This window comes from Streptomyces sp. NPDC054866, assembly GCF_053610745.1.
The window spans coordinates 1181588-1201800 of sequence record NZ_JBSGZA010000002.1; the positions used below are offsets into that span (position 1 = coordinate 1181588).

Below are 20213 nucleotides of genomic sequence, written 5' to 3' on the forward strand. Positions count from 1 at the left end.
GAACGATGGACCACCGTCTGTCCCCCGAGCACGAGGAACTCCGCCGCACCGTCGAGGAGTTCGCGCACGACGTCGTCGCCCCGAAGATCGGCGACCTCTACGAACGGCACGAGTTCCCGTACGAGATCGTCCGCGAGATGGGCCGCATGGGCCTGTTCGGCCTGCCCTTCCCCGAGGAGTACGGCGGCATGGGCGGCGACTATCTCGCCCTCGGCATCGCGCTCGAAGAGCTGGCGCGGGTCGACTCCTCGGTGGCGATCACCCTGGAGGCGGGCGTCTCGCTGGGCGCCATGCCGATCCACCTCTTCGGCACCGAGGAGCAGAAGCGGGAGTGGCTGCCCCGGCTCTGTTCCGGTGAACTCCTGGGCGCCTTCGGCCTGACCGAGCCGGACGGCGGCTCGGACGCGGGCGGCACCCGCACGACCGCGGTGCGGGACGGCGACGAGTGGGTGATCAACGGCTCCAAGTGCTTCATCACCAACTCCGGCACGGACATCACGGGCCTGGTCACGGTCACCGCCGTCACCGGCCGCAAGGCGGACGGCCGTCCGCTCATCTCCTCGATCATCGTGCCGTCCGGTACGCCCGGGTTCACGGTCGCGGCGCCGTACTCGAAGGTCGGCTGGAACGCGTCGGACACCCGCGAACTGTCCTTCGCCGACGTGCGGGTGCCGGTGGCGAACCTCCTCGGTGAAGAGGGCCGCGGCTATGCCCAGTTCCTGCGCATCCTCGACGAGGGCCGGGTCGCGATCTCCGCGCTCGCGACGGGCCTCGCGCAGGGCTGCGTGGACGAGTCCGTGAAGTACGCCAAGGAGCGGCACGCCTTCGGGAAGCCGATCGGGGCGAACCAGGCGATCCAGTTCAAGATCGCCGACATGGAGATGCGGGCGCACATGGCCCGGGTCGGCTGGCGGGACGCGGCGTCGCGGCTCGTCGGCGGCGAGTCCTTCAAGAAGGAGGCGGCGATCGCGAAGCTCTACTCCTCCACGGTCGCCGTCGACAACGCGCGCGAGGCCACCCAGATCCACGGCGGGTACGGCTTCATGAACGAGTACCCCGTGGCGCGGATGTGGCGGGACTCCAAGATCCTGGAGATCGGCGAGGGCACCAGCGAGGTCCAGCGCATGCTGATCGCCCGGGAGCTGGGATTCGCGGGATAACCACGCCCGCACCGGGGAAGGCGACCGCAACGGCCACTGGACATCAGCTTAGGTTAGGTTAACCTAAGCGCTAGTTCCGGCCAGTGGCCCCGCCGCCGTCCTCACGAAAGCAGTGATCCTCATGCCCCACCCCCGCCTCCCCCAGACCTCCCGCCGCGGCATCCTCGCCGCCGGCGGAGCCCTCGGCCTCACGGCCCTGCTGGCAGCTTGCGGAGACGAGAAAAAGGGCGGCTCGGGCGCGGCGGACTCCGGGGACTCCGGCTCCTGGAGCTTCAAGGACGACCGCGGCAAGACCGCCAAGGCCAAGGGGACGCCGAAGAGCATCGTCGCCTTCACCGGCGTCGCCGCAGCACTGTTCGACTACGGCGTCGAGGTCAAGGGCGTCTTCGGCCCGACGAAGACCAAGGACGGCAAAGCGGACGTCCAGGCCGGCGACATGGACGTCAGCAAGCTGACGGTCATCGGCAACGAATGGGGCCAGTTCAACATCGAGAAGTACGCGGGCCTCGCCCCCGACGTCCTCGTCTCCACGATGTTCGACGACGCGGGCACCCTCTGGTACGTGCCGGAGGAGAGCAAGGACAAGATTCTCAAGCTCGCCCCGAGCGTCGGCATCAGCGTCTACGACCGCCAGATGACCCAGCCCCTCCAGCGCCTCCTCTCGCTCGCCGAGTCGCTCGGCGCGGACGTGAAGGCGGAGAAGGTCGTCAAGGCGAAGAAGCGCTTCGAGGCCGCCGCCGAGCGGCTGCGCAAGGTCGCCAAGGCGAACAAGGACATCAAGGTCATGGTCGGCTCGGCCAGCCAGGACATCTTCTACGTCTCCGGCACGAACCTCTCCGCCGACCTGGAGTACTTCAAGTCCCTCGGCGTGAACTTCGTGGAGCCGTCCGAGGCCGCCAAGAAGGAGAGCGGCGGCTGGTTCGAGAACCTGAGCTGGGAGAACGTCAACAAGCACGGCGCGGACGTCATCATGATGGACAACCGCACCTCCGCCCTGCAGCCCGACGCCCTGGACAAGTCCAAGCCGACCTGGGCGAAGCTGCCCGCGGTCAAGGCTGGACAGGTCATCCCCCGCGTCACCGAGCCCATTTACTCGTACGACAAGTGCGCCCCGATCCTCGAGGACCTCGCCGACGCGATCGAGAAGGCCAAGAAGGTCAGCTGACCCCTGCCGTCCCCCGCGCCCGAGTACAGCCCTCTCCGCATTCCGGAGAGGGCTGTTCCGTTTTCCTGCCTCTTTGTGACCACAGGGACCCCCTGGGTTTAACCACGGGAGTAGTTAGGTTAGGCTTACCTCACTTCCCCCAAGTCCCCTCACCCAGAGGAAGTTCATGCGCTCGCACCTGCTCAACGACACCACCGCGGAGCGTTACCGCAGCTCCGTGACCGAAGGAGTCGAGCGGGTGGCGGCCAGAATCGCCACCACCTCACGCCCCTTTACCGGCGTCTCCGTCGACGACCTCGCGCCCCGCATCGAGGCCGTCGATCTGGACGAGCCCCTGCACGACACCATCGCCGCCCTGGACGAGCTCGACGAGCTCTACCTGCGCGACGCCGTGTACTTCCACCACCCCCGCTACCTCGCGCACCTCAACTGCCCGGTCGTCATCCCGGCCGTGCTCGGCGAGGCCGTACTGTCCGCCATCAACTCTTCCCTGGACACCTGGGATCAGTCCGCGGGCGGCACACTGATCGAACGCCGTCTCATCGACTGGACCGCCGAACGCATCGGGCTCGGCCCGGCCGCCGACGGCGTGTTCACGAGCGGCGGCTCGCAGTCCAACCTCCAGGCCATGCTCCTCGCCCGCGAGGAAGCGGCCAAGGCGGGCAGGCCGGCCGCCCGGCTGCGCATCTTCGCCTCCGAGGTCGGCCACTTCAGCATCCAGAAGGCCGCGACCCTGCTCGGCCTCGGCGAGGACGCCGTGATCGTCATCCCCACCGATCACAACAAGCGCATGCAGACCGTGGCACTCGCCCGCGAGCTGGAGCGCTGCCGCGCCGACGACCTCACCCCCATGGCGGTCGTCGCCACCGCGGGCACCACCGACTTCGGCTCCATCGACCCGCTCCCCGAGATCGCCGAACTCTGCGAGCAGTTCGGCACCTGGATGCACGTCGACGCGGCGTACGGCTGCGGTCTGCTCGCCTCGCGCAAGAACCGGCACCGCATCGAGGGCATCGAGCGCGCCGACTCCGTGACCGTGGACTACCACAAGTCCTTCTTCCAGCCGGTGAGTTCCTCCGCCGTCCTGGTGCGGGACCGGACGACGCTGAGCCACGCGACGTACCACGCGGAGTACCTCAACCCGCGCCGCATGGTGCAGGAGCGCATACCCAACCAGGTCGACAAGTCCCTCCAGACGACCCGGCGCTTCGACGCCCTGAAGCTGTGGATGACCCTGCGTGTGATGGGCGCCGACGCCATCGGCGAGCTCTTCGACTCCGTCTGCGACCTGGCGGGCGAGGGCTGGGAGCTGCTCGCCGCCGACCCCCGCTACGACGTCGTCGTGGAGCCCCAGCTCTCCACGCTCGTCTTCCGCTACATCCCCGAGTCGATCTGCGACCCGTCCGCCATCGACCGCGCCAACCTGTACGCCCGCAAGGCCCTGTTCGCCTCCGGTGACGCCGTGGTCGCGGGCACCAAGGTCGGCGAGCGCCAGTACCTCAAGTTCACCCTGCTCAACCCCGAGACCACGGTCGCCGACATCACGGCCGTACTCGATCTGATCGCCGGCCATGCCGAGCAGTACCTGGGAGAGACCCTTGACCGCGCTTCCTGATCACCGAGATTCAGTGGAACCCCTGGACTTCGTCGGTATCGGCCTTGGCCCCTTCAACCTCGGCCTGGCCTGTCTGACCGAACCCATCGACGAGCTGAACGGCCTCTTCCTGGAGTCCAAGCCGGACTTCGAGTGGCACTCGGGCATGTTCCTGGAGGGCGCTCACCTCCAGACCCCGTTCATGTCGGACCTCGTCACCCTCGCGGACCCGACGTCCCCCTACTCCTTCCTCAACTACCTGAAGGAATCGGGTCGGCTCTACTCCTTCTACATCCGCGAGAACTTCTACCCGCTGCGCACCGAGTACAACGACTACTGCCGCTGGGCCGCCGCGAAGCTCTCCTCGGTCCGCTTCAGCACGACGGTGACGGAGGTGACGTACGCCGATGACCTGTACGTCGTCCACACCTCCACCGGCGACACCTTCCGCGCCCGCCACCTCGTCCTCGGGACCGGCACCCCGCCGCACATCCCCGAGTCGTGCGCGGACCTCGGCGGGGACTTCATCCACAACTCCCGCTATCTGCAGTCCAAGCAGGAGCTCCAGAAGAAGAAGTCGATCACGCTCGTCGGCAGCGGCCAGTCCGCCGCCGAGATCTACTACGACCTCCTGAGCGAGATCGACGTCCACGGCTACAAGCTCAACTGGGTCACGCGCTCCCCGCGCTTCTTCCCCCTCGAATACACGAAGCTGACGCTGGAGATGACCTCTCCGGAGTACGTCGACTACTTCCACGCACTGCCGGAGGCGACCCGCTACCGCCTCCAGGATCAGCAGAAGACGCTCTTCAAGGGCATCGACGGCGACCTGATCAACGAGATCTTCGATCTGCTCTACCAGAAGAACCTCGGCGGCCCGGTGCCGACGCGTCTGCTCACCAACTCCTCGCTGCAGAGCGCCCGTCACGAGAACGGCACCTACACCCTCGGCCTTCACCAGGACGAGCAGGGCAAGGACTTCGAGCTGGAGTCCGAGGGCCTGATCCTGGCCACCGGCTACCAGTACGTCACGCCCGACTTCCTGGAGCCCGTCCGCGACAGGATCCTCTGGGACGGCCGCGGCCGCTTCCAGGTCGCCCGCAACTACTCCATCGACACCACGGGCCGCGGCATCTTCCTCCAGAACGGCGCCGTGCACGCCCACTCGCTGACCAGCCCCGACCTGGGCATGGGCCCCTACCGCAACGCGTACATCATCGGTGAGCTGCTCGGCTCCGAGTACTACCCCGTCGAGAAGTCCATCGCGTACCAGGAGTTCGCCGTATGAGCACCACAGCAGAGCTGACCCTGCGCCCCCTCGACCCCCTGAAGGACGCCGAGCTCCTGCACGGCTGGGTCACCCACCCCAAGGCCTCGTTCTGGATGATGCAGGACGCGACGCTGCCGGACGTCGAGCGCGAATACATGGCGATCGCCGCCGCCGAGCACCACGACGCGTTCATCGGCCTGCACAAAGGCGTCCCCGCCTTCCTGATGGAGCGCTACGACCCCAGATACGTCGAGCTGGTCGGGCTCTACGACCCCGAGCCCGGCGACGTGGGCATGCACTTCCTCACCGCGCCGTCCGACGTCCGCATCCCCGGCTTCACCCGGGACGTGATCACCAAGGTCATGGCGACGCTCTTCGCCGACCCGGCGGTCCAGCGCGTCGTGGTCGAGCCCGACGTCGACAACAAGGCCGTGCACGCCCTCAACGAAGCCGTCGGGTTCCGGCCTGCCGAAGTCATCCAGAAGCCGGAGAAGAAAGCTCTGCTGAGCTTCTGCACCCGCGAGCAGTTCGAACAAGCAGTACGCGAAAGGGAATTGGCGATATGACCCTGTCCGACGCCACGGCGCACCTCTCCCCCGAGCGCTGGGAGCAGGCCAACCGTCTCCTCATCCGCAAAGCCATCGCCGAGTTCGCCCACGAGCGGCTGTTCACCCCGGAGCCCCTGGGCGACGACACATACGTCATCCGCAGCGACGACGCCCTGACCCGCTACCGCTTCACCGCCAAGCGGCTGCGGCTCGACCACTGGCAGGTCGACGCCGACTCCATCTCGCGGCACCGCGACGGCACCGAACTCCCCCTGAACGCCCTCGACTTCTTCATCGAGCTGCGTACGGCCCTCGGCCTGAGCGACGAGATCCTGCCGGTCTACCTGGAGGAGATCTCCTCCACGCTCTCCGGCACCTGCTACAAGCTCACCAAGCCCGCGATCCCGGCCGCCGAGCTCTCCCGCTCCGGCTTCCAGGAGATCGAGACGGGCATGACCGAGGGCCACCCCTGCTTCGTCGCCAACAACGGCCGGCTCGGCTTCGGCGTGCACGAGTACCTCTCGTACGCTCCCGAGACCGCGAGCCCCGTACGCCTGGTGTGGCTTGCGGCGAGCAAGGAGCGCGCCGCGTTCACGGCGGGCGCCGGCATCGACTACGAGGCGTTCTTCCGGGCCGAGTTGGGCCAGGAGACCCTGGACAGCTTCGACCGCAAACTCCGTGACCAGGGCCTTGACCCGGACGACTACCTCCTGATCCCGGCACACCCCTGGCAGTGGTGGAACAAGCTCTCCGTGACCTTCGCGGCGGAGGTCGCCCAGCGGCATCTGGTCTGCCTCGGTGAGGGCGACGACGAGTACCTCGCCCAGCAGTCGATCCGTACCTTCTTCAACCAGAGCGACCCGGCCAAGCACTACGTCAAAACGGCCCTCTCGGTCATCAACATGGGCTTCATGCGCGGGCTTTCGGCCGCGTACATGGAGGCGACCCCGGCGATCAACGACTGGCTCGCGAACCTCATCGACACCGACGAGACGTTCAAGTCGACCGGCCTCACGATCATCCGCGAGCGCGCGGCCGTCGGCTATCGCCACCTGGAGTACGAGGCCGCGACCGACCGCTACTCCCCGTACCGCAAAATGCTCGCGGCCCTGTGGCGCGAGAGCCCCGTCCCTTCCCTGGCGGAGGGCGAGCAACTGGCCACGATGGCCTCGCTGTTGCACACCGACCTGGAAGGCGCGTCCTTCGCGGGCGCCCTCATCGAGCGCTCCGGACTCACCCCCGCCGAGTGGCTGCGCGGCTATCTTCACGCGTACCTGACGCCGCTCCTGCACAGCTTCTACATGTACGACCTCGTCTTCATGCCGCACGGCGAGAACGTCATCCTGGTCCTGAAGGACGGCGTCGTACAGCGGGCGATCTTCAAGGACATCGCCGAGGAGATCGCGGTCATGGACCCGGACGCGGTGCTCCCGCCGACGGTGGAGCGGCTGCGGGTCGAGGTGCCCGACGACCAGAAGCTCCTTTCCATCTTCACGGACGTCTTCGACTGCTTCTTCCGCTTCTTGTCCGCGAACCTCGTCACGGAGGGCCTGGTGGACGAGGAGACGTTCTGGGGCGCCGTCGCCGAGTGCGTGAACGCCTACCAGGAGGCCACGCCCCAACTGGCCGACAAGTTCAAGCAGTTCGACATGTTCGCCCCCGAGTTCGCGCGCTCCTGCCTGAACCGGCTTCAGCTGCGGGACAACGAACAGATGGTGGACCTCGCCGATCCGGCGGGGGCGCTGCAACTGGTCGGGACGCTGAAGAACCCGATCGCGTAAGCGGCTCCGCACAAGCCGAGTGGGGCTCTCGAGACGGTCCTCGGGAGCCCCGCTCTCATGCTCGGCCGTCTACTGCTTCGACGGCCAGGGCACCTCGGGAGCCTTGTAGTAGCCGATGCCCAACGCGTCCCAGCGCGGCCCCTGTTCGGCGAGCCGCACCTTGTACGTGTCCCAGTCGTGCGTCGAGGCGGGCGACCAGCCGAGCTCGGCGATGCCGGGCAGGCGCGGGAACGCCATGTACTCGATGTGCGCGGAGGTGGAGATCGTCTCCGACCACAGCGGCGCCTCGACACCCTGGATCGACTCCGCGGGCGCGCCCGTGAGGTACGTCCCCGGGTCCCAGTCGTAGCTGCGCTGCACCGGGACGTAGCCCGCCCAGGACAGGCCGAGCGGAGTGTTCTTGTCATACTTCATGTCGAGGTAGGCGCGGTCGGCGGGCGAGAGGACCAGTTTGGTGCCCTTCTTCGCCGCGTTCGCGACCTGCTCGCGCTCGGCGGCACTGGTGGCGTCGTAGCCCCAGTACTGCGCGAGGGCGCCCTTGGCGGGCGTGGCGCCGGTCAGCTGATGCCAGCCGATCACGGTCTTGCCGTACTTGGCGACCACGGGCTGCACCTTGTTCATGAACGCCACATAGTCCTCGTGGCTGGTGGAGTGCGCCTCGTCGCCGCCGATGTGGATGTACTTGCCGGGAGTCAGGGCGGCGATCTCGCGGATGACGTCGTCCACGAAGTCGTACGTCACGTCCTTCTTGACGCACAGCGAGCTGAAGCCGACCTCGGTGCCGGTGTAGAGCGGGGGCGCGACGCCGTTGCAGTTCAGCTCGGCGTACGAGGCGAGCGCGGCGTTCGTGTGGCCCGGCATGTCGATCTCGGGGATCACTTCGAGCTGCCGCGATGCCGCGTACCGGACGATGTCCTTGTACTGGGCCTTGGTGTAGTAACCGCCCTCGCCGCCGCCGACCTGCGTGGAGCCGCCGTACGTCGCGAGCCTGGGCCAGGAGTCGATGGCGATGCGCCAGCCCTGGTCGTCGCTGAGGTGCAGGTGCAGCTTGTTGACCTTGTAGAGCGACATCTGGTCGATGTAGCGCTTGACCTTGTCGACCGAGAAGAAGTGCCGCGAGACGTCGAGCATCGCGCCGCGGTACTCGTAGCGGGGCGCGTCCTTGATGGTGCCGCCCGCGACCAGCCAGGGGCCCTTCTGCTGGGTCTTCTTCTCGGCGGCGGCGGGCAGTTGCTGCCGCAGCGTCTGGACGCCGTAGAAGAGCCCGGCCGCCTTACGGGCCGTGATGGTGACGGAACCGCGCTTCGATTCGAGGCGGTAGCCCTCGCTGCCCAGGGACTTGTCCTTGGAGCTCAGCCGCAGCCGGATGCCGTCGCGGCCGTCGTCGTCGGTGACCTTCAGGGGGTAGCCGGTGGAGGGACGCAGGACCCCGGCGAGATAGCCGCCGATCCTCTTCGCGTCACGCGAGTCGTCGACCCGGATGCGGGTCTTGGAGTTGATCTCGTACGGGGATCCGCCCGGGTCGGCGGAGGCCGGGGCCGGGATGACCTGACCGAGTGGCGTCGGTGCGGTGGCAAAGGCCGCGCCCTTCGCGCCGCTGTCGCCGCCGGGCACAGCGGCCACGGACGAGAATCCGGCCGCGGCGACGAGCAGCAACGAGCCGAACAGGCGGGTCGATCTATGGTGCTGTCTCACGAGCGGGTCCCTTCGACGGGCCATCACTGTGGTGCATCGCAATCGAACGGTCACCATGGGTACCTTGCACCCCGTGGCGGGTCAAGGGTGTAGACCACTTCCGCCGCCCGCCGATGGAAGAATCGTCGCATGGCGGAAATAATCCAGCGCGACGGAACCTGGACCTTCGACGGAGAGACGCTGCGCCTCGTGCCGGGACGCGACAAGAACGTGTCTCTGCTGCGCAAGTCACTGGGAGAACTGGCCGTGCCGCTGGGCGCCTTGGCGGGCATCGCCTTCGAACAGGGCAAGAAGTCGGGGCGGCTGAGGCTGCGGCTGCGGGACGGCGCGGATCCCTTGCTCCAGGCGGCCGGGGGCAAGCTCGGTGATGCCGCGGACCCGTATCAGCTGACGGTGGAGTCGGACCGCTACGGGGTCGCGGAGTACGTCGTGGACGAGGTCCGCAACGCCCTGCTGATCGAGCAGGTGCCCGCCGCTCCCTGCGAGAGCTATCTGCTGCCGGGCCCTTCGGTGCCGCTGTCGGTGTCGGCGGGTGACGGCACGGCGAGCTTCGACGGCGAGCACATCCGCCTGGAGTGGAACTGGAAGACGGAGGAGGCGAAGTCGGCGGCCGGTACACGGTCGCTGGCCCTCGCGGATGTGGCCGGGGTGGAGTGGCAGCCTGCCGTGGGGCTCGAGAACGGCTACCTCCGCTTCACCGTCCGGCGCTCGCCCACCAAGGCCCCGCCGAAGTACGACCCGAACTCGGTCGAGCTGTGGGGCTTCAAGAAGGACCCCCTGATGGCGCTGGTCGCTGCCGCCGTGCAGGTGCGGTTGCCTCATCCGGCGGCGGCGCAGGGGCTCGCGGAGTCCCCGGAGGCTCCGGCCGCTCTGCCGGCGGCAGCCGCGCCCGCGGCCGCGGAGGATGATCACGATGCGCTGCTGCGGCGGCTTCGTGAGCTGGGGGACCTTCACAAGGCCGGGATCCTCACGGAAGAGGAGTTCACCGCGGCCAAACAGGCGGTCCTGAAGCGGCTGTGAGCCGTCGGGGCTGATTTTCGACGCGATCCTGCCCGCAATCGGGCAGGATTGTTGCACGCGGAGGGCTCTTCCTTCAGGATCAACGAATGCACGACGACCTGGTGGACCACCTGACCCGCAGCACCCCGCTCCAGCGGGGCGAAGCTCTGCGGGTCATCCAGGACGTGCTCGCCTACTTCGACGAGACGACCGAAGAATTCGTCCGTCGCCGCCACCGCGAACTGCAAGGTCAGGGCCTGCTGAACGCGGCGATCTTCGAACAGATCTCGGCGGATCTCCAGTACCGCGCGGTCGCGCCGCCGGAGCTCACGCTCCGGCAGCTGCGCCGCCTCATCTACGGCTAGGACACCCTCTATGTGTGGAATCGTCGGTTATATCGGCAAGCGTGACGTGGCCCCCCTCCTCCTCGAAGGCCTCCAGCGCCTGGAGTACCGCGGCTACGACTCCGCCGGCGTCGTCATCACGGGACCCAAGGCCACCGGCCTGAAGATGGTCAAGGCGAAGGGCCGCGTCCGCGACCTGGAGGCCAAGGTCCCGGCCCGCTTCAAGGGCACCACCGGCATCGCCCACACCCGCTGGGCCACCCATGGCGCCCCGTCCGACGAGAACGCCCACCCGCACATGTCGGGTGACGACAAGGTCGCCGTCGTCCACAACGGCATCATCGACAACGCCTCCGAGCTGCGCGCCAAGCTCACCGCCGACGGCGTCGAGTTCCTCTCCGAGACGGACACCGAGGTCCTCACCCACCTCATCGCCCGCGCCCAGGCCGACAAGCTGGAGGACCGGGTCCGCGAGGCCCTGCGCCACGTCGAGGGCACGTACGGCATCGCCGTCCTGCACGCCGACTTCAACGACCGCATCGTCGTCGCCCGCAACGGCTCCCCCGTGGTCCTCGGCATCGGCGAGAAGGAGATGTTCGTCGCCTCGGACGTCGCCGCGCTCGTCTCGCACACCCGCCAGGTCGTCACCCTCGACGACGGCGAGATGGCCACCATCAAGGCCGACGACTACCGCACGTACACGACCGAGGGCTCGCGCACGACCGCCTCGCCGACCACCGTGGAGTGGGAGGCCGAGTCGTACGACATGGGCGGCCACGACACGTACATGCACAAGGAGATCTTCGAGCAGCCCGACGCGGTGGACCGCGTCCTGCGCGGCCGCATCGACGACCGCTTCTCCACCGTGCACCTCGGCGGCCTGAACCTCGACGCGCACGACGCCCGCAAGGTGCGCCGCGTCAAGATCCTCGGCTGCGGCACCTCGTACCACGCGGGCATGATCGGCGCCCAGATGATCGAGGAGCTGGCCCGCATCCCCGCCGACGCGGAGCCGGCGTCCGAGTTCCGCTACCGCAACGCGGTCGTGGACCCCGACACCCTCTACATCGCCGTCTCGCAGTCCGGCGAGACGTACGACGTGCTTGCCGCCGTCCAGGAGCTGAAGCGCAAGGGCGCCCGCGTCCTCGGCGTCGTGAACGTCGTCGGCTCGGCGATCGCCCGTGAGGCCGACGCGGGCGTGTACGTCCACGCGGGCCCGGAGGTCTGCGTCGTCTCGACCAAGTGCTTCACGAACACCACGGTCGCCTTCGGCCTGCTCGCCCTGCACCTGGGCCGCATCCGCGACCTGTCGGTCTCCGACGGCAAGCGGATCATCGAGGGCCTGCGCAAGCTGCCCGGCCAGATCTCGGAGATCCTCAAGCAGGAGGACGAGATCAAGAAGATCGCGAAGAGCTACGCGGAAGCCCGCTCCATGCTCTTCATCGGCCGCGTACGGGGCTACCCCGTCGCCCGTGAGGCCTCCCTGAAGCTCAAGGAGGTCTCGTACATCCACGCCGAGGCCTACCCCGCCTCCGAGCTCAAGCACGGCCCGCTCGCGCTCATCGAGCCCGCGCTCCCCACGGTCGCGATCGTCCCGGACGACGACCTCCTGGAGAAGAACCGCGCCGCCCTGGAGGAGATCAAGGCCCGCAGCGGCAAGATCCTCGCGGTCGCGCACCAGGAGCAGGAGAAGGCCGACCAGACGATCCTCGTCCCGAAGAACGAGAACGAGCTGGACCCGATCCTGATGGGCATCCCGCTCCAACTCCTCGCCTACCACACGGCGTTGGCCCTGGGCCGCGACATCGACAAGCCGCGCAACCTGGCGAAGTCGGTCACGGTCGAGTAGTTCTCACAAGTCGACGAGCCGCGTAGTTCTCGCGGCGTGAACGACCCCTCGCGCGTGCCACCAAGCGTGCGAGGGGTCGTTCTTCAGGGGCCAGGGGCGCCCATTCCCCCGACCCGCGCCCTGCCTCGGCCGGTGGCCGTCACTCCCCGGTCGGCAGGTTGTCGCGCCCCCTGTACGTACCCTTCACAAGGGCACAACCCACCTGTACGCACGAGTAGATTTATCTACACGCAAAGGAAGTTGACGGCTCGCCACCCTCACCCCACCTGGGACGAAGAGGCGTTACGGAATGACCACGACGGGCCGTTGCGCACGGCGCGCGAGCCGGCCCGCGACCGAGCCGAAGATGCGCCCCACGATCCCGTGCGTCGATCCGACGACGATCGCGTCCGCCGAGTACTCCCGGCCGACCTCTTCGAGTTCGTGGCAGATGTCGCCGCCGCGCTCGACCAGGATCCACGGCACTTCGGCGAGATAGTCCGCACAGGCCAGTTCGAGGCCGAGCACTTCGGTGCGGTGGTCCGGCACGTCGACGAAGACCGGCGGCTCGCAGCCCGCCCACACCGTGGTGGGGAGCCGGTTGGCGACGTGCACGATGATCAGGCCGGACCCGGAGCGATGGGCCATCCCGATCGCGTACGAGAGAGCGCGCTCACTGGAGGTCGAGCCGTCGAAACCGACGACGACCCCGTGCCGGAAGGCCGGATCGCAGGAATGACGTGGTTCTTCCGCCGCCTGGGGGGTCGCCGTGGGATCGGCGACCTGCCGCTTGCGGTCCGCTGGTTCGGAGAATTCGTGACCGGCCATGGGTGTCTCGGCGAAGGAGTCCTCTGTGGGAGGGTCGGCTCTGTTCGGGTCGTACGGCGCAGTATGGAGCAGAACGGACAGGATCGGGCAGGGGCGAGGAGGAGCGGCGACCACCGGAGCTGTGTCCGGGAATCATCTTCCCAACCCCATACCCCCAAGGGTACGGCGACACTCCTCTCCTGCCCAGAGCTTGCTACCGGCCCTGCGGGAGCCTCACGGCGTTCACCGGAGCATGCATGAGCGGCGCCCGTATGGCAATGGTTGCTGCCCCGTACAGGCGGTTTGGGCACCCACCCGCGTGGACTGCCTTCGGCCACAAGGTTCACGCCAGTGACCGGCCGCGCGACCACGCGTTGAACGTGGATACGCCACCGCCACAGGGAGCCCGCCGTGCCTGGACCGCAGCCCGTGTCCTCACACGTCACGACGACCTCACACGCCACGCCGCAGGGCCACCGGCGCCCGCCCGAGGGGGCGCGCGAGCGCCCGCGCGGCGGCGTCCCCGCGCCGCGCGCCGAGGAGACGCCACCCGCGTCCGCGCAGGACTCCGCGAGCGACGTCGTCCGCTGGGCCGCGTTCAGCTGCGTCCTGGTTCCCGTCGTCCTCGTGGGGTACGGGACCTCCCTGGCGGGAGCCGCGGGATCGGCCCTCGGGCTCGTGGCCGTGACAGGGGTATGCCGGCTACTTCTGCGGCAGTCCGAGCGGGGGGCGGCGCGGCTCGTCGACGAGCAGAGCCCCGAGCGCCCAGAGCGCCGCGGGCGGCACGGGCGGACGGGCGCGGGGGCGCACAGGGGCGGTCGGCATGCTGGTGGGTCTGCGCCGGAGGACTGACCGATTCGCGCGCACCCACCCGTATCTTTTCAGCCAACTTCCTATGGCCATGCATTCCTTGGCCGAAGGGGTACTCAACCCCGGTCCCACCAGGGCTGAAAGGCATGCGGAAGGCGCCTGAACCCTACGGGGACCGGCCACGGAGCCGAGGCGCACTTCCCAGCAACGCCCGTGAGTGCAACGCTTCGTGATCGACTGCTTCACGCCAAGTTGCCATGTCGACATAGTGCCGGGTCCTTAACTGGTCACCCCGGCAGCACGGGACGCAGTAGATTCGATCATGACTGTATTACGGCGGGGGACTGGTGGAGGACCGAGGGGAAACGTGCAGGAGCGACAGGTCCGACAGGAACGCCAAGAGCGCCGAGAACGCAGAACTCGCAGCACACGCAGAGAAAACAGAGCACGCCAAGAACAGGGAGCCGCGACGACCGAGGGGGGCTTAGCACCATGAGCCACGACTCCACTGCCGTGCAAGAAGCCGCGTCGCGGAAGCTTTCCGGACGCCGCCGCAGGGAGATTGTCGCGGTGCTGCTGTTCAGCGGTGGCCCCATCTTCGAGAGTTCCATACCGCTCTCCGTGTTCGGGATCGACCGGCAGGACGCCGGGGTCCCCCGTTACCGGCTGCTGGTCTGCGCCGGTGAAGAGGGGCCGCTGCGCACGACCGGGGGGCTCGAACTCACCGCGCCACATGGCCTGGAGGCCATAGGGCGTGCGGGCACCGTGGTGGTGCCGGCCTGGCGGTCGATCACATCACCGCCGCCGCCGGAGGCACTCGACGCGCTGCGCCGCGCGCACGAGGAGGGCGCACGCATCGTGGGCCTGTGCACCGGCGCGTTCGTGCTCGCGGCGGCCGGTCTGCTCGACGGCCGTCCGGCGACCACGCACTGGATGTACGCACCGACGCTGGCCAAGCGATATCCGTCCGTCCATGTGGACCCGCGGGAGCTCTTCGTCGACGACGGGGACGTGCTCACCAGCGCGGGGACCGCGGCCGGAATTGATCTGTGCCTGCACATCGTGCGCACCGACCACGGCAACGAAGCGGCGGGCGCGCTCGCCCGCAGGCTCGTCGTGCCTCCGCGCCGGGCCGGCGGCCAGGAGCGCTATCTCGACAGGTCTTTACCTGAGGAGATCGGCGCCGACCCGCTCGCCGAGGTCGTCGCCTGGGCCCTGGAACATCTCCACGAGCAGTTCGACGTGGAGACCCTGGCCGCGCGCGCGTACATGAGCAGGCGCACCTTCGACCGCAGGTTCCGCTCGCTCACCGGGAGCGCTCCCCTGCAGTGGCTGATCACTCAGCGCGTACTGCAGGCACAGCGGCTGCTCGAGACCTCCGACTACTCCGTCGACGAGGTCGCGGGCCGCTGCGGCTTCCGCTCGCCCGTGGCCCTGCGCGGCCACTTCCGCCGTCAGCTGGGCTCGTCGCCCGCCGCCTACCGGGCCGCTTACCGCGCCCGCAGGCCGCAGGGGGGTGAGCGGGCGATGCTGGAATCCGCGCCGCCCGTGCCCACCTCGGCGACGGTGAACACGGAGAGCGGGCCCGTCCCGTCGCAGACACGGCGTACGGCGGCGGCCAGTGCCATCGGCCCTTCGGCTTCGCTCTCCGCGGATCCGGGGAAGCCGAGCTCGGATGTGTACGCGCCAGGACGTCCGCCACTGCCCGGCCAGAGGAGCGCGCCGTAGGGTAAGACGCATGAACGATCGCATGGTGTGGATCGACTGCGAGATGACCGGGCTCTCGCTGACGGATGACGCACTTATCGAGGTGGCCGCACTGGTCACCGACTCGGAACTGAACATGCTCGGCGAAGGTGTGGACATCGTGATCCGCCCGCCGGACGCGGCGCTGGAGACCATGCCCGAGGTGGTGCGCAAAATGCACACCGCCTCGGGGCTCCTCGACGAACTGGCGTCGGGCACGACGCTGGCCGACGCCGAGGAGCAGGTCCTGGCGTACGTACGTGAGCACGTCAAGGAGCCCCGCAAGGCTCCGCTCTGCGGGAACTCGGTCGGCACCGACCGGGGCTTCCTGCTGCGCGACATGCAGACGCTGGAGGAGTTCCTCCACTACCGCATCGTCGACGTCTCCTCGATCAAGGAACTGGCCCGGCGGTGGTACCCCCGGGCCTACTTCAACAGCCCGGACAAGAACGGCAACCACCGGGCGCTGGCGGACATCCGCGAATCCATCGCGGAGCTGCGCTACTACCGCGAGGCGGTCTTCGTCCCGCAGCCCGGGCCGGACTCGGACACCGCGAAAACCATCGCGGCGAAGTACGTGCTGCCCGCGGAGTAGCCTCCGCGGAACCCCTCTGTACGGGGTCCGGAAAAGGCGTGCGCGAGCACCCCTTCGGACCCTGTACACTTTTTCTCGGCCGGTCGGAAGAACGCAAAACGACCGGACATGGTGGGTGTAGCTCAGTTGGTAGAGCACCTGGTTGTGGTCCAGGTGGCCGCGGGTTCAAGTCCCGTCACTCACCCTGATTGATCAAGGCCCGGTCCGCGGAAGCGGACCGGGCCTTCTTCATGTCCGTGCGTGGTCCGGACGGTCAGACGGTCAGGGGGACGGGGTGGACCTCGTCGGCCCGGTGGCCGGCACGCTCGTGGATGCGTTGGACCGCGTCGGCGGATGGCGCCTCGGAGAGGCAGTAGACCGTGCCGGAGTCCGGGTCCGCCCATGCCTTCTTGAAGTGGACGCCTTCTTCCTTCTCGATGGCGAGGTCCGCCTGGTGAGCCTGCTTCAGCTGATCGGCCGTGATGTCCTTCATCCCGTGGTGGACGTCCATGAACTGGGACATGGCGTCGCACCCCCTTCCGGCTTGCGCGGTTCGGGCGTTCGGAGCTGCCAAGTCCGCCTGTCAGCCCCGCTCCACTATCTCCATCCTGCGCCCGTACCACCGCGGATGCGACTGTGCACCCTCTGGCCAGCGGGTTCCCAGCGCTGTCGGCGGCCGATGTCCCACGTACGGACGACTCCGTACCGGCAGACGGGCCATGATCGTTTTATCTGCGCGCCGGATCGGTGAGGCCTCACACCCGAGATCCCCGTTTCCTCACCAGGAGGTTCCCCATGCGTCTGCGCACGATCTTCGCCACCGCTGCCCTCGCCACGGCCACCGTCATCGGCGGAGCCGGAGCGGCCGCCGCCGACCCGTTCCCTGGCGAGGGCTCCGGCGCCAACGCGGTGGGCTCGGCACAGAACTCGCCCGGCGTCATCAGCGGCAACACCATCCAGGTACCGGTCCACGTGCCCGTCAACGTCTGCGGCAACTCGATCGACATCATCGGGCTCCTCAACCCCGCGTTCGGCAACACCTGCGTCAACGACTGAGCCAGACGCAACGAAGGCCCGGCCTCGCGAAAGCGGGCCGGGCCTTCTCCGTTCCTCCCGGGGCAGTACTACGGCGGATACTGCACGTAGCGACATCAGCAACATCATCGGCACCAGCAGCACCGTACGTACGAGTGGAGAACGATCTTGAGCAGCACGTGGCTCATCTACAGCGGAGCCCTGATGGTGCTCCTGTCCATAGGCGTCATGATCTTCGCGGGCCGCCCCGTCACGCCTCCGTGGCATGACACGGCGTCCATCGCCTCCGGTGTCGCCGTCGGCGCCGTCGTGTGCGTACTCGCCCTGGTGCTCGGCGCTCCGCCGCGGGTCGCGGTGTCCGGGGCCTGCTTCTGGCTGGCCGCGGTCATCACCGGCACACACGCCCTGCGCGGCCGCGGCCGTGTCGGCTCGCGGGAGCGAGGCTGACGGGGCGGCGCGGCTCTCGCTCTCTCACGGGGCGCGGACAGCCGCCTTCATGGCCGCCCCGCGCGCACCCTTCCCACTCGCGCGGGGCGGGTGCAGAGTGCGTGTGGCGCTTCGTGTGGCCCGGGTCGGCACGGGACGCGAGAGGCGCAAGGGCCGTCGGTTGCCTCCCGCGTCGGCGGCCCGTCCCCCCCCTCACAAACCCGTCCCCCCTCACAAAACAGTCCCCGGAGTCCTCAACCGTTGCCATCTACCTCAGCCGTCACTGAGGCTCCGGTAGCGAGGGGCTTCGGGGGCCTGGCCAGAGCCTGCGGGAATCTCTTGCCGGTGAACGTCTCCACCGACGGTGCGGTTCTCCCGGATTTCTGGTGTAATGACCAGTTTCCTCCGCATATGCCCCCTGTCAAGGGGCCGCGGGAAAGTCCCGTCGGGGCCCGTTCCGGAACAGGAACGCCGCCGCCACTCCGCCGAGCAGACCGAACAGGTGCCCCTGCCAACTCACCCCCGCCGTCGTCGGCAGCGCGCCCAGAAGGATCGAGCCGTACAGCGCGAGGACGAGCACGCCTGTCAGTACATCCACGGGACGGTGGTTCACGAACCCGCGAACGAGCAGATAGCCGAAGAGGCCGAAGACCACGCCGGACGCCCCGGCCGTCACGGAGTGCGCCGGGGCCGTGAGCCAGACCCCCAGGCCACTGACGAGGATGATCACCGCTATGACCGCGGCGAAGCGGCGTATCCCGGAGAGCGCGGCGAGGAAGCCGAGGATGAGCAGCGGCACGCTGTTCGCCAGCAGATGGTCGAAGCCGAAGTGCAGGAAGGCCGAGGGGATGACATCGCGGAGCTCGCCCACGTCACGCGGGGAGACACCGAAGGTGTCGAGGGCATGGCCGCTCACCGTGTCCAGCGCCTCAAGGAGCCATAGCAGGGCCAGCCAGGCGAGCATGACGACGCCGGCCGTCCTGGCGCCGCCCCAGCGCTGCTTGGGCGCCGGCCGCGGCGTGGGGTAGGCGGTGCCGAACGGGTCGTACGACATGGGCGCCCCCTCACCTTTGCCCCGTGTCCGGTACGTCCCGTACAACGTCTGGGAGGGGCAGCCGTGTTCCGGCCCGGCGGATCGGCTCGGCCCGGCGGATCGGATCGGCTCGGACACGTGCGGCCTGCCTCAGGACGACGCCCGCTCCACCAGCTCGGTAGGCAGCACCAGTTGGCGGTGCTCCAGGCGGCGGGCGGACGCCGGGCGGTCGTCCGCGATCTCGGCGAGCAGCAGGTCGATCATCGCCCGGCCCATCTCCTCGATCGGCTGGCGCACGCTCGTCAGCGGCGGGTCCATGTGGCGGGCGATCGCCGAGTCGTCGAAGCCGACGAGCGCCACGTCGTCGGGTATCCGGCGCCCGGCCTCGCGCAGAGCCTGCCGTGCGCCCGCCGCCATCACGTCGGAGCCCGCGAACACCGCGTCCACGTCGGGGAAGGCCGCGAGCAGCTCCGTCATCGCCCGGCGGCCGCCCTCCTCCGTGAAGTCGCCCGGCACGATGAGCCGCTCGTCCACCGCGCGGCCCGCGTCCGACAGCGCGGCGCGGTAGCCGTCGAGGCGGCGCTGGGCGCCGTAGACGTCCAGGCGGCCGGTGATGGTGGCTATACGCGTACGGCCGCGTGTCAGGAGGTGCTCGACCGCCGAGTGCGCCCCGGCGAAGTTGTCGGAGTCGACCGAGGGCAGCGCCTCGTCGGCCGACCGGCGGCCGCTGATCACCGCGGGGATCTCCAGCTGGGCCAGGAGGTCCGGCAGCGGGTCGTCGGCGTGGACCGAGACCAGGAGGACACCGTCGACCCGGTGGGCCGCGAGGTACTGGGCGAGGCGCTGCCGCCTGCGGTCGTTCCCGGCGAAGATCAGAAGCAGCTGCATCTCCGTCTCGCCGAGCTCCGCCCCGACCCCGCGCAGGACGTCGGAGAAGTACGGCTCGGCGAAGAAGCGGGTCTCCGGCTCGGGCACGACCAGGGCGATGGCGTCGGTGCGGTTGGCGGCGAGGGCACGGGCCGCCGTGTTCGGGACGTAACCGAGCTCCGCGACGGCGGCCTCGACCGCCGTCCTGGTCGCCTCGCTCACCCGCGGCGAGCCGTTGATCACCCGTGAGACCGTCCCGCGGCCCACTCCGGCCCTCGCGGCGACCTCTTCCAGGGTCGGTCGCCCGCCACTGCGGCCACGCGCACCGTGAGCTGCCATCATCCGCCTCCCGTCGCACTTCCCCCGGCGAGGAATGTAGGGAATGTAACAGCCTGATCATCACCGGGCGGATGGGCCGAACGTGCGAGCACCCCGGTGGCGGGCGTGAGCGCCCTCGTAACAGCCCGATAACTGAAGACATATCTCTATGTCCGGTCCCTTGACACCCCCACTCCCAGCCGCGACTCTTCA

19 protein-coding genes and 1 tRNA gene are annotated in these 20213 nt (G+C 68.7%); 15 read left to right on the top strand and 5 right to left on the bottom strand.

Going from position 1 to position 20213, the window contains the following annotated elements:
• Positions 1-5 precede the first annotated feature (5 nt).
• From ACWGI2_RS13965 to ACWGI2_RS13990, 6 genes are all read left to right on the top strand, one after another.
• Positions 6-1160, top strand: a complete 1155-nt coding sequence (locus tag ACWGI2_RS13965; RefSeq protein WP_453695449.1) for an acyl-CoA dehydrogenase family protein — start codon at positions 6-8, stop codon at positions 1158-1160.
• 121 nt (positions 1161-1281) lie between these two features.
• On the top strand, positions 1282-2325 hold the full coding sequence (locus tag ACWGI2_RS13970; protein WP_453695450.1) for an ABC transporter substrate-binding protein: 1044 nt from the start codon (positions 1282-1284) through the stop codon (positions 2323-2325).
• Between the two features lie 166 nt (positions 2326-2491).
• Positions 2492-3940 (top strand): pyridoxal phosphate-dependent decarboxylase family protein, encoded by a 1449-nt coding sequence (locus ACWGI2_RS13975; RefSeq protein ID WP_453695451.1) that lies wholly within the window; start codon positions 2492-2494, stop codon positions 3938-3940.
• Complete coding sequence (locus tag ACWGI2_RS13980; RefSeq protein WP_453695453.1) at positions 3897-5207, top strand: lysine N(6)-hydroxylase/L-ornithine N(5)-oxygenase family protein; 1311 nt, start codon at positions 3897-3899, stop codon at positions 5205-5207. Before ACWGI2_RS13975 ends, ACWGI2_RS13980 begins: the two co-directional genes overlap by 44 nt.
• Positions 5204-5755, top strand: a complete 552-nt coding sequence (locus ACWGI2_RS13985; RefSeq protein WP_453395652.1) for a GNAT family N-acetyltransferase — start codon at positions 5204-5206, stop codon at positions 5753-5755. Before ACWGI2_RS13980 ends, ACWGI2_RS13985 begins: the two co-directional genes overlap by 4 nt.
• Entirely contained in the window at positions 5752-7518 is a 1767-nt protein-coding gene (locus tag ACWGI2_RS13990) for an IucA/IucC family protein (protein ID WP_453695454.1), read from the top strand. The genes ACWGI2_RS13985 and ACWGI2_RS13990 overlap by 4 nt, the downstream gene beginning before the upstream one ends.
• 69 nt (positions 7519-7587) lie before the next feature.
• Here the strand turns inward: ACWGI2_RS13990 and ACWGI2_RS13995 are convergent, their stop codons facing one another.
• Positions 7588-9213 (bottom strand): beta-N-acetylhexosaminidase, encoded by a 1626-nt coding sequence (locus ACWGI2_RS13995; RefSeq protein WP_453395654.1) that lies wholly within the window; start codon positions 9211-9213, stop codon positions 7588-7590.
• A gap of 129 nt (positions 9214-9342) precedes the next feature.
• Between ACWGI2_RS13995 and ACWGI2_RS14000 the strand changes: the two genes are divergently transcribed.
• The 3 genes from ACWGI2_RS14000 to glmS all read left to right on the top strand — a co-directional run bounded on the left by ACWGI2_RS14000 (position 9343) and on the right by glmS (position 12405).
• The gene (locus tag ACWGI2_RS14000; RefSeq protein WP_453695455.1) at positions 9343-10233 is read left to right on the top strand and encodes a DUF4429 domain-containing protein; all 891 of its coding nucleotides are present in this window, start codon (positions 9343-9345) and stop codon (positions 10231-10233) included.
• A gap of 86 nt (positions 10234-10319) precedes the next feature.
• Entirely contained in the window at positions 10320-10577 is a 258-nt protein-coding gene (locus ACWGI2_RS14005) for a hypothetical protein (RefSeq protein ID WP_160505170.1), read from the top strand.
• Between the two features lie 10 nt (positions 10578-10587).
• Positions 10588-12405, top strand: a complete 1818-nt coding sequence (glmS, locus tag ACWGI2_RS14010; protein WP_453695457.1) for a glutamine--fructose-6-phosphate transaminase (isomerizing) — start codon at positions 10588-10590, stop codon at positions 12403-12405.
• Positions 12406-12687: 282 nt separating this feature from the next.
• On the opposite strand, the gene ACWGI2_RS14015 is transcribed toward glmS, so the two are convergent.
• Complete coding sequence (locus ACWGI2_RS14015) at positions 12688-13212, bottom strand: universal stress protein (RefSeq protein ID WP_135333169.1); 525 nt, start codon at positions 13210-13212, stop codon at positions 12688-12690.
• Between the two features lie 408 nt (positions 13213-13620).
• Between ACWGI2_RS14015 and ACWGI2_RS14020 the strand changes: the two genes are divergently transcribed.
• From ACWGI2_RS14020 to ACWGI2_RS14035, 4 genes are all read left to right on the top strand, one after another.
• Positions 13621-14043: a hypothetical protein gene (locus tag ACWGI2_RS14020; protein ID WP_453395916.1), complete on the top strand. Its 423-nt coding sequence runs from the start codon at positions 13621-13623 to the stop codon at positions 14041-14043.
• Positions 14044-14493: 450 nt separating this feature from the next.
• Positions 14494-15729 (top strand): GlxA family transcriptional regulator, encoded by a 1236-nt coding sequence (locus tag ACWGI2_RS14025; protein WP_453695458.1) that lies wholly within the window; start codon positions 14494-14496, stop codon positions 15727-15729.
• Positions 15730-15739: 10 nt separating this feature from the next.
• Positions 15740-16342 (top strand): oligoribonuclease, encoded by a 603-nt coding sequence (gene orn / locus ACWGI2_RS14030; protein WP_453695459.1) that lies wholly within the window; start codon positions 15740-15742, stop codon positions 16340-16342.
• A gap of 111 nt (positions 16343-16453) precedes the next feature.
• Positions 16454-16526, top strand: a tRNA-His gene (locus tag ACWGI2_RS14035).
• A gap of 69 nt (positions 16527-16595) precedes the next feature.
• On the opposite strand, the gene ACWGI2_RS14040 is transcribed toward ACWGI2_RS14035, so the two are convergent.
• Positions 16596-16844, bottom strand: a complete 249-nt coding sequence (locus tag ACWGI2_RS14040) for an SCO4226 family nickel-binding protein (RefSeq protein WP_160505175.1) — start codon at positions 16842-16844, stop codon at positions 16596-16598.
• A gap of 272 nt (positions 16845-17116) precedes the next feature.
• Here ACWGI2_RS14040 and ACWGI2_RS14045 point away from each other — a divergent pair, with 272 nt between their 5' ends.
• Together ACWGI2_RS14045 and ACWGI2_RS14050 are read left to right on the top strand one after the other, a co-directional pair.
• Positions 17117-17377 carry a chaplin gene (locus tag ACWGI2_RS14045; RefSeq protein WP_453695460.1) on the top strand — a complete coding sequence of 87 codons (261 nt, stop codon included), beginning with the start codon at positions 17117-17119 and terminating at the stop codon, positions 17375-17377.
• A 147-nt stretch (positions 17378-17524) separates the two neighbouring features.
• The gene (locus ACWGI2_RS14050; protein WP_453695462.1) at positions 17525-17803 is read left to right on the top strand and encodes a hypothetical protein; all 279 of its coding nucleotides are present in this window, start codon (positions 17525-17527) and stop codon (positions 17801-17803) included.
• A gap of 400 nt (positions 17804-18203) precedes the next feature.
• On the opposite strand, the gene ACWGI2_RS14055 is transcribed toward ACWGI2_RS14050, so the two are convergent.
• Both ACWGI2_RS14055 and ACWGI2_RS14060 read right to left on the bottom strand, forming a co-directional pair.
• Complete coding sequence (locus ACWGI2_RS14055) at positions 18204-18836, bottom strand: rhomboid family intramembrane serine protease (RefSeq protein ID WP_453695464.1); 633 nt, start codon at positions 18834-18836, stop codon at positions 18204-18206.
• 129 nt (positions 18837-18965) lie between these two features.
• A complete protein-coding gene (locus ACWGI2_RS14060) occupies positions 18966-20021 on the bottom strand; it encodes a LacI family DNA-binding transcriptional regulator (RefSeq protein WP_453695759.1) in 1056 nt (351 codons plus the stop codon).
• Positions 20022-20213 lie beyond the last annotated feature (192 nt).

Bases quoted from the DNA above. Each gene is read 5' to 3' on its own strand.
- ACWGI2_RS14015 (WP_135333169.1), bottom strand. From the start codon at position 13,212: ATGGCCGGTCACGAATTCTCCGAACCAGCGGACCGCAAGCGGCAGGTC.
- ACWGI2_RS13980 (WP_453695453.1), top strand. From the start codon at position 3,897: ATGCCGAGCAGTACCTGGGAGAGACCCTTGACCGCGCTTCCTGATCAC.
- ACWGI2_RS14005 (WP_160505170.1), top strand. From the start codon at position 10,320: ATGCACGACGACCTGGTGGACCACCTGACCCGCAGCACCCCGCTCCAG.
- ACWGI2_RS13965 (WP_453695449.1), top strand. From the start codon at position 6: ATGGACCACCGTCTGTCCCCCGAGCACGAGGAACTCCGCCGCACCGTC.
- ACWGI2_RS13975 (WP_453695451.1), top strand. From the start codon at position 2,492: ATGCGCTCGCACCTGCTCAACGACACCACCGCGGAGCGTTACCGCAGC.
- glmS (WP_453695457.1), top strand. From the start codon at position 10,588: ATGTGTGGAATCGTCGGTTATATCGGCAAGCGTGACGTGGCCCCCCTC.
- ACWGI2_RS14000 (WP_453695455.1), top strand. From the start codon at position 9,343: ATGGCGGAAATAATCCAGCGCGACGGAACCTGGACCTTCGACGGAGAG.
- ACWGI2_RS14055 (WP_453695464.1), bottom strand. From the start codon at position 18,836: ATGTCGTACGACCCGTTCGGCACCGCCTACCCCACGCCGCGGCCGGCG.
- ACWGI2_RS14045 (WP_453695460.1), top strand. From the start codon at position 17,117: ATGCGTCTGCGCACGATCTTCGCCACCGCTGCCCTCGCCACGGCCACC.
- ACWGI2_RS13990 (WP_453695454.1), top strand. From the start codon at position 5,752: ATGACCCTGTCCGACGCCACGGCGCACCTCTCCCCCGAGCGCTGGGAG.
- ACWGI2_RS14060 (WP_453695759.1), bottom strand. From the start codon at position 20,021: ATGGCAGCTCACGGTGCGCGTGGCCGCAGTGGCGGGCGACCGACCCTG.
- orn (WP_453695459.1), top strand. From the start codon at position 15,740: ATGAACGATCGCATGGTGTGGATCGACTGCGAGATGACCGGGCTCTCG.
- ACWGI2_RS14040 (WP_160505175.1), bottom strand. From the start codon at position 16,844: ATGTCCCAGTTCATGGACGTCCACCACGGGATGAAGGACATCACGGCC.
- ACWGI2_RS14025 (WP_453695458.1), top strand. From the start codon at position 14,494: ATGAGCCACGACTCCACTGCCGTGCAAGAAGCCGCGTCGCGGAAGCTT.
- ACWGI2_RS13970 (WP_453695450.1), top strand. From the start codon at position 1,282: ATGCCCCACCCCCGCCTCCCCCAGACCTCCCGCCGCGGCATCCTCGCC.
- ACWGI2_RS13985 (WP_453395652.1), top strand. From the start codon at position 5,204: ATGAGCACCACAGCAGAGCTGACCCTGCGCCCCCTCGACCCCCTGAAG.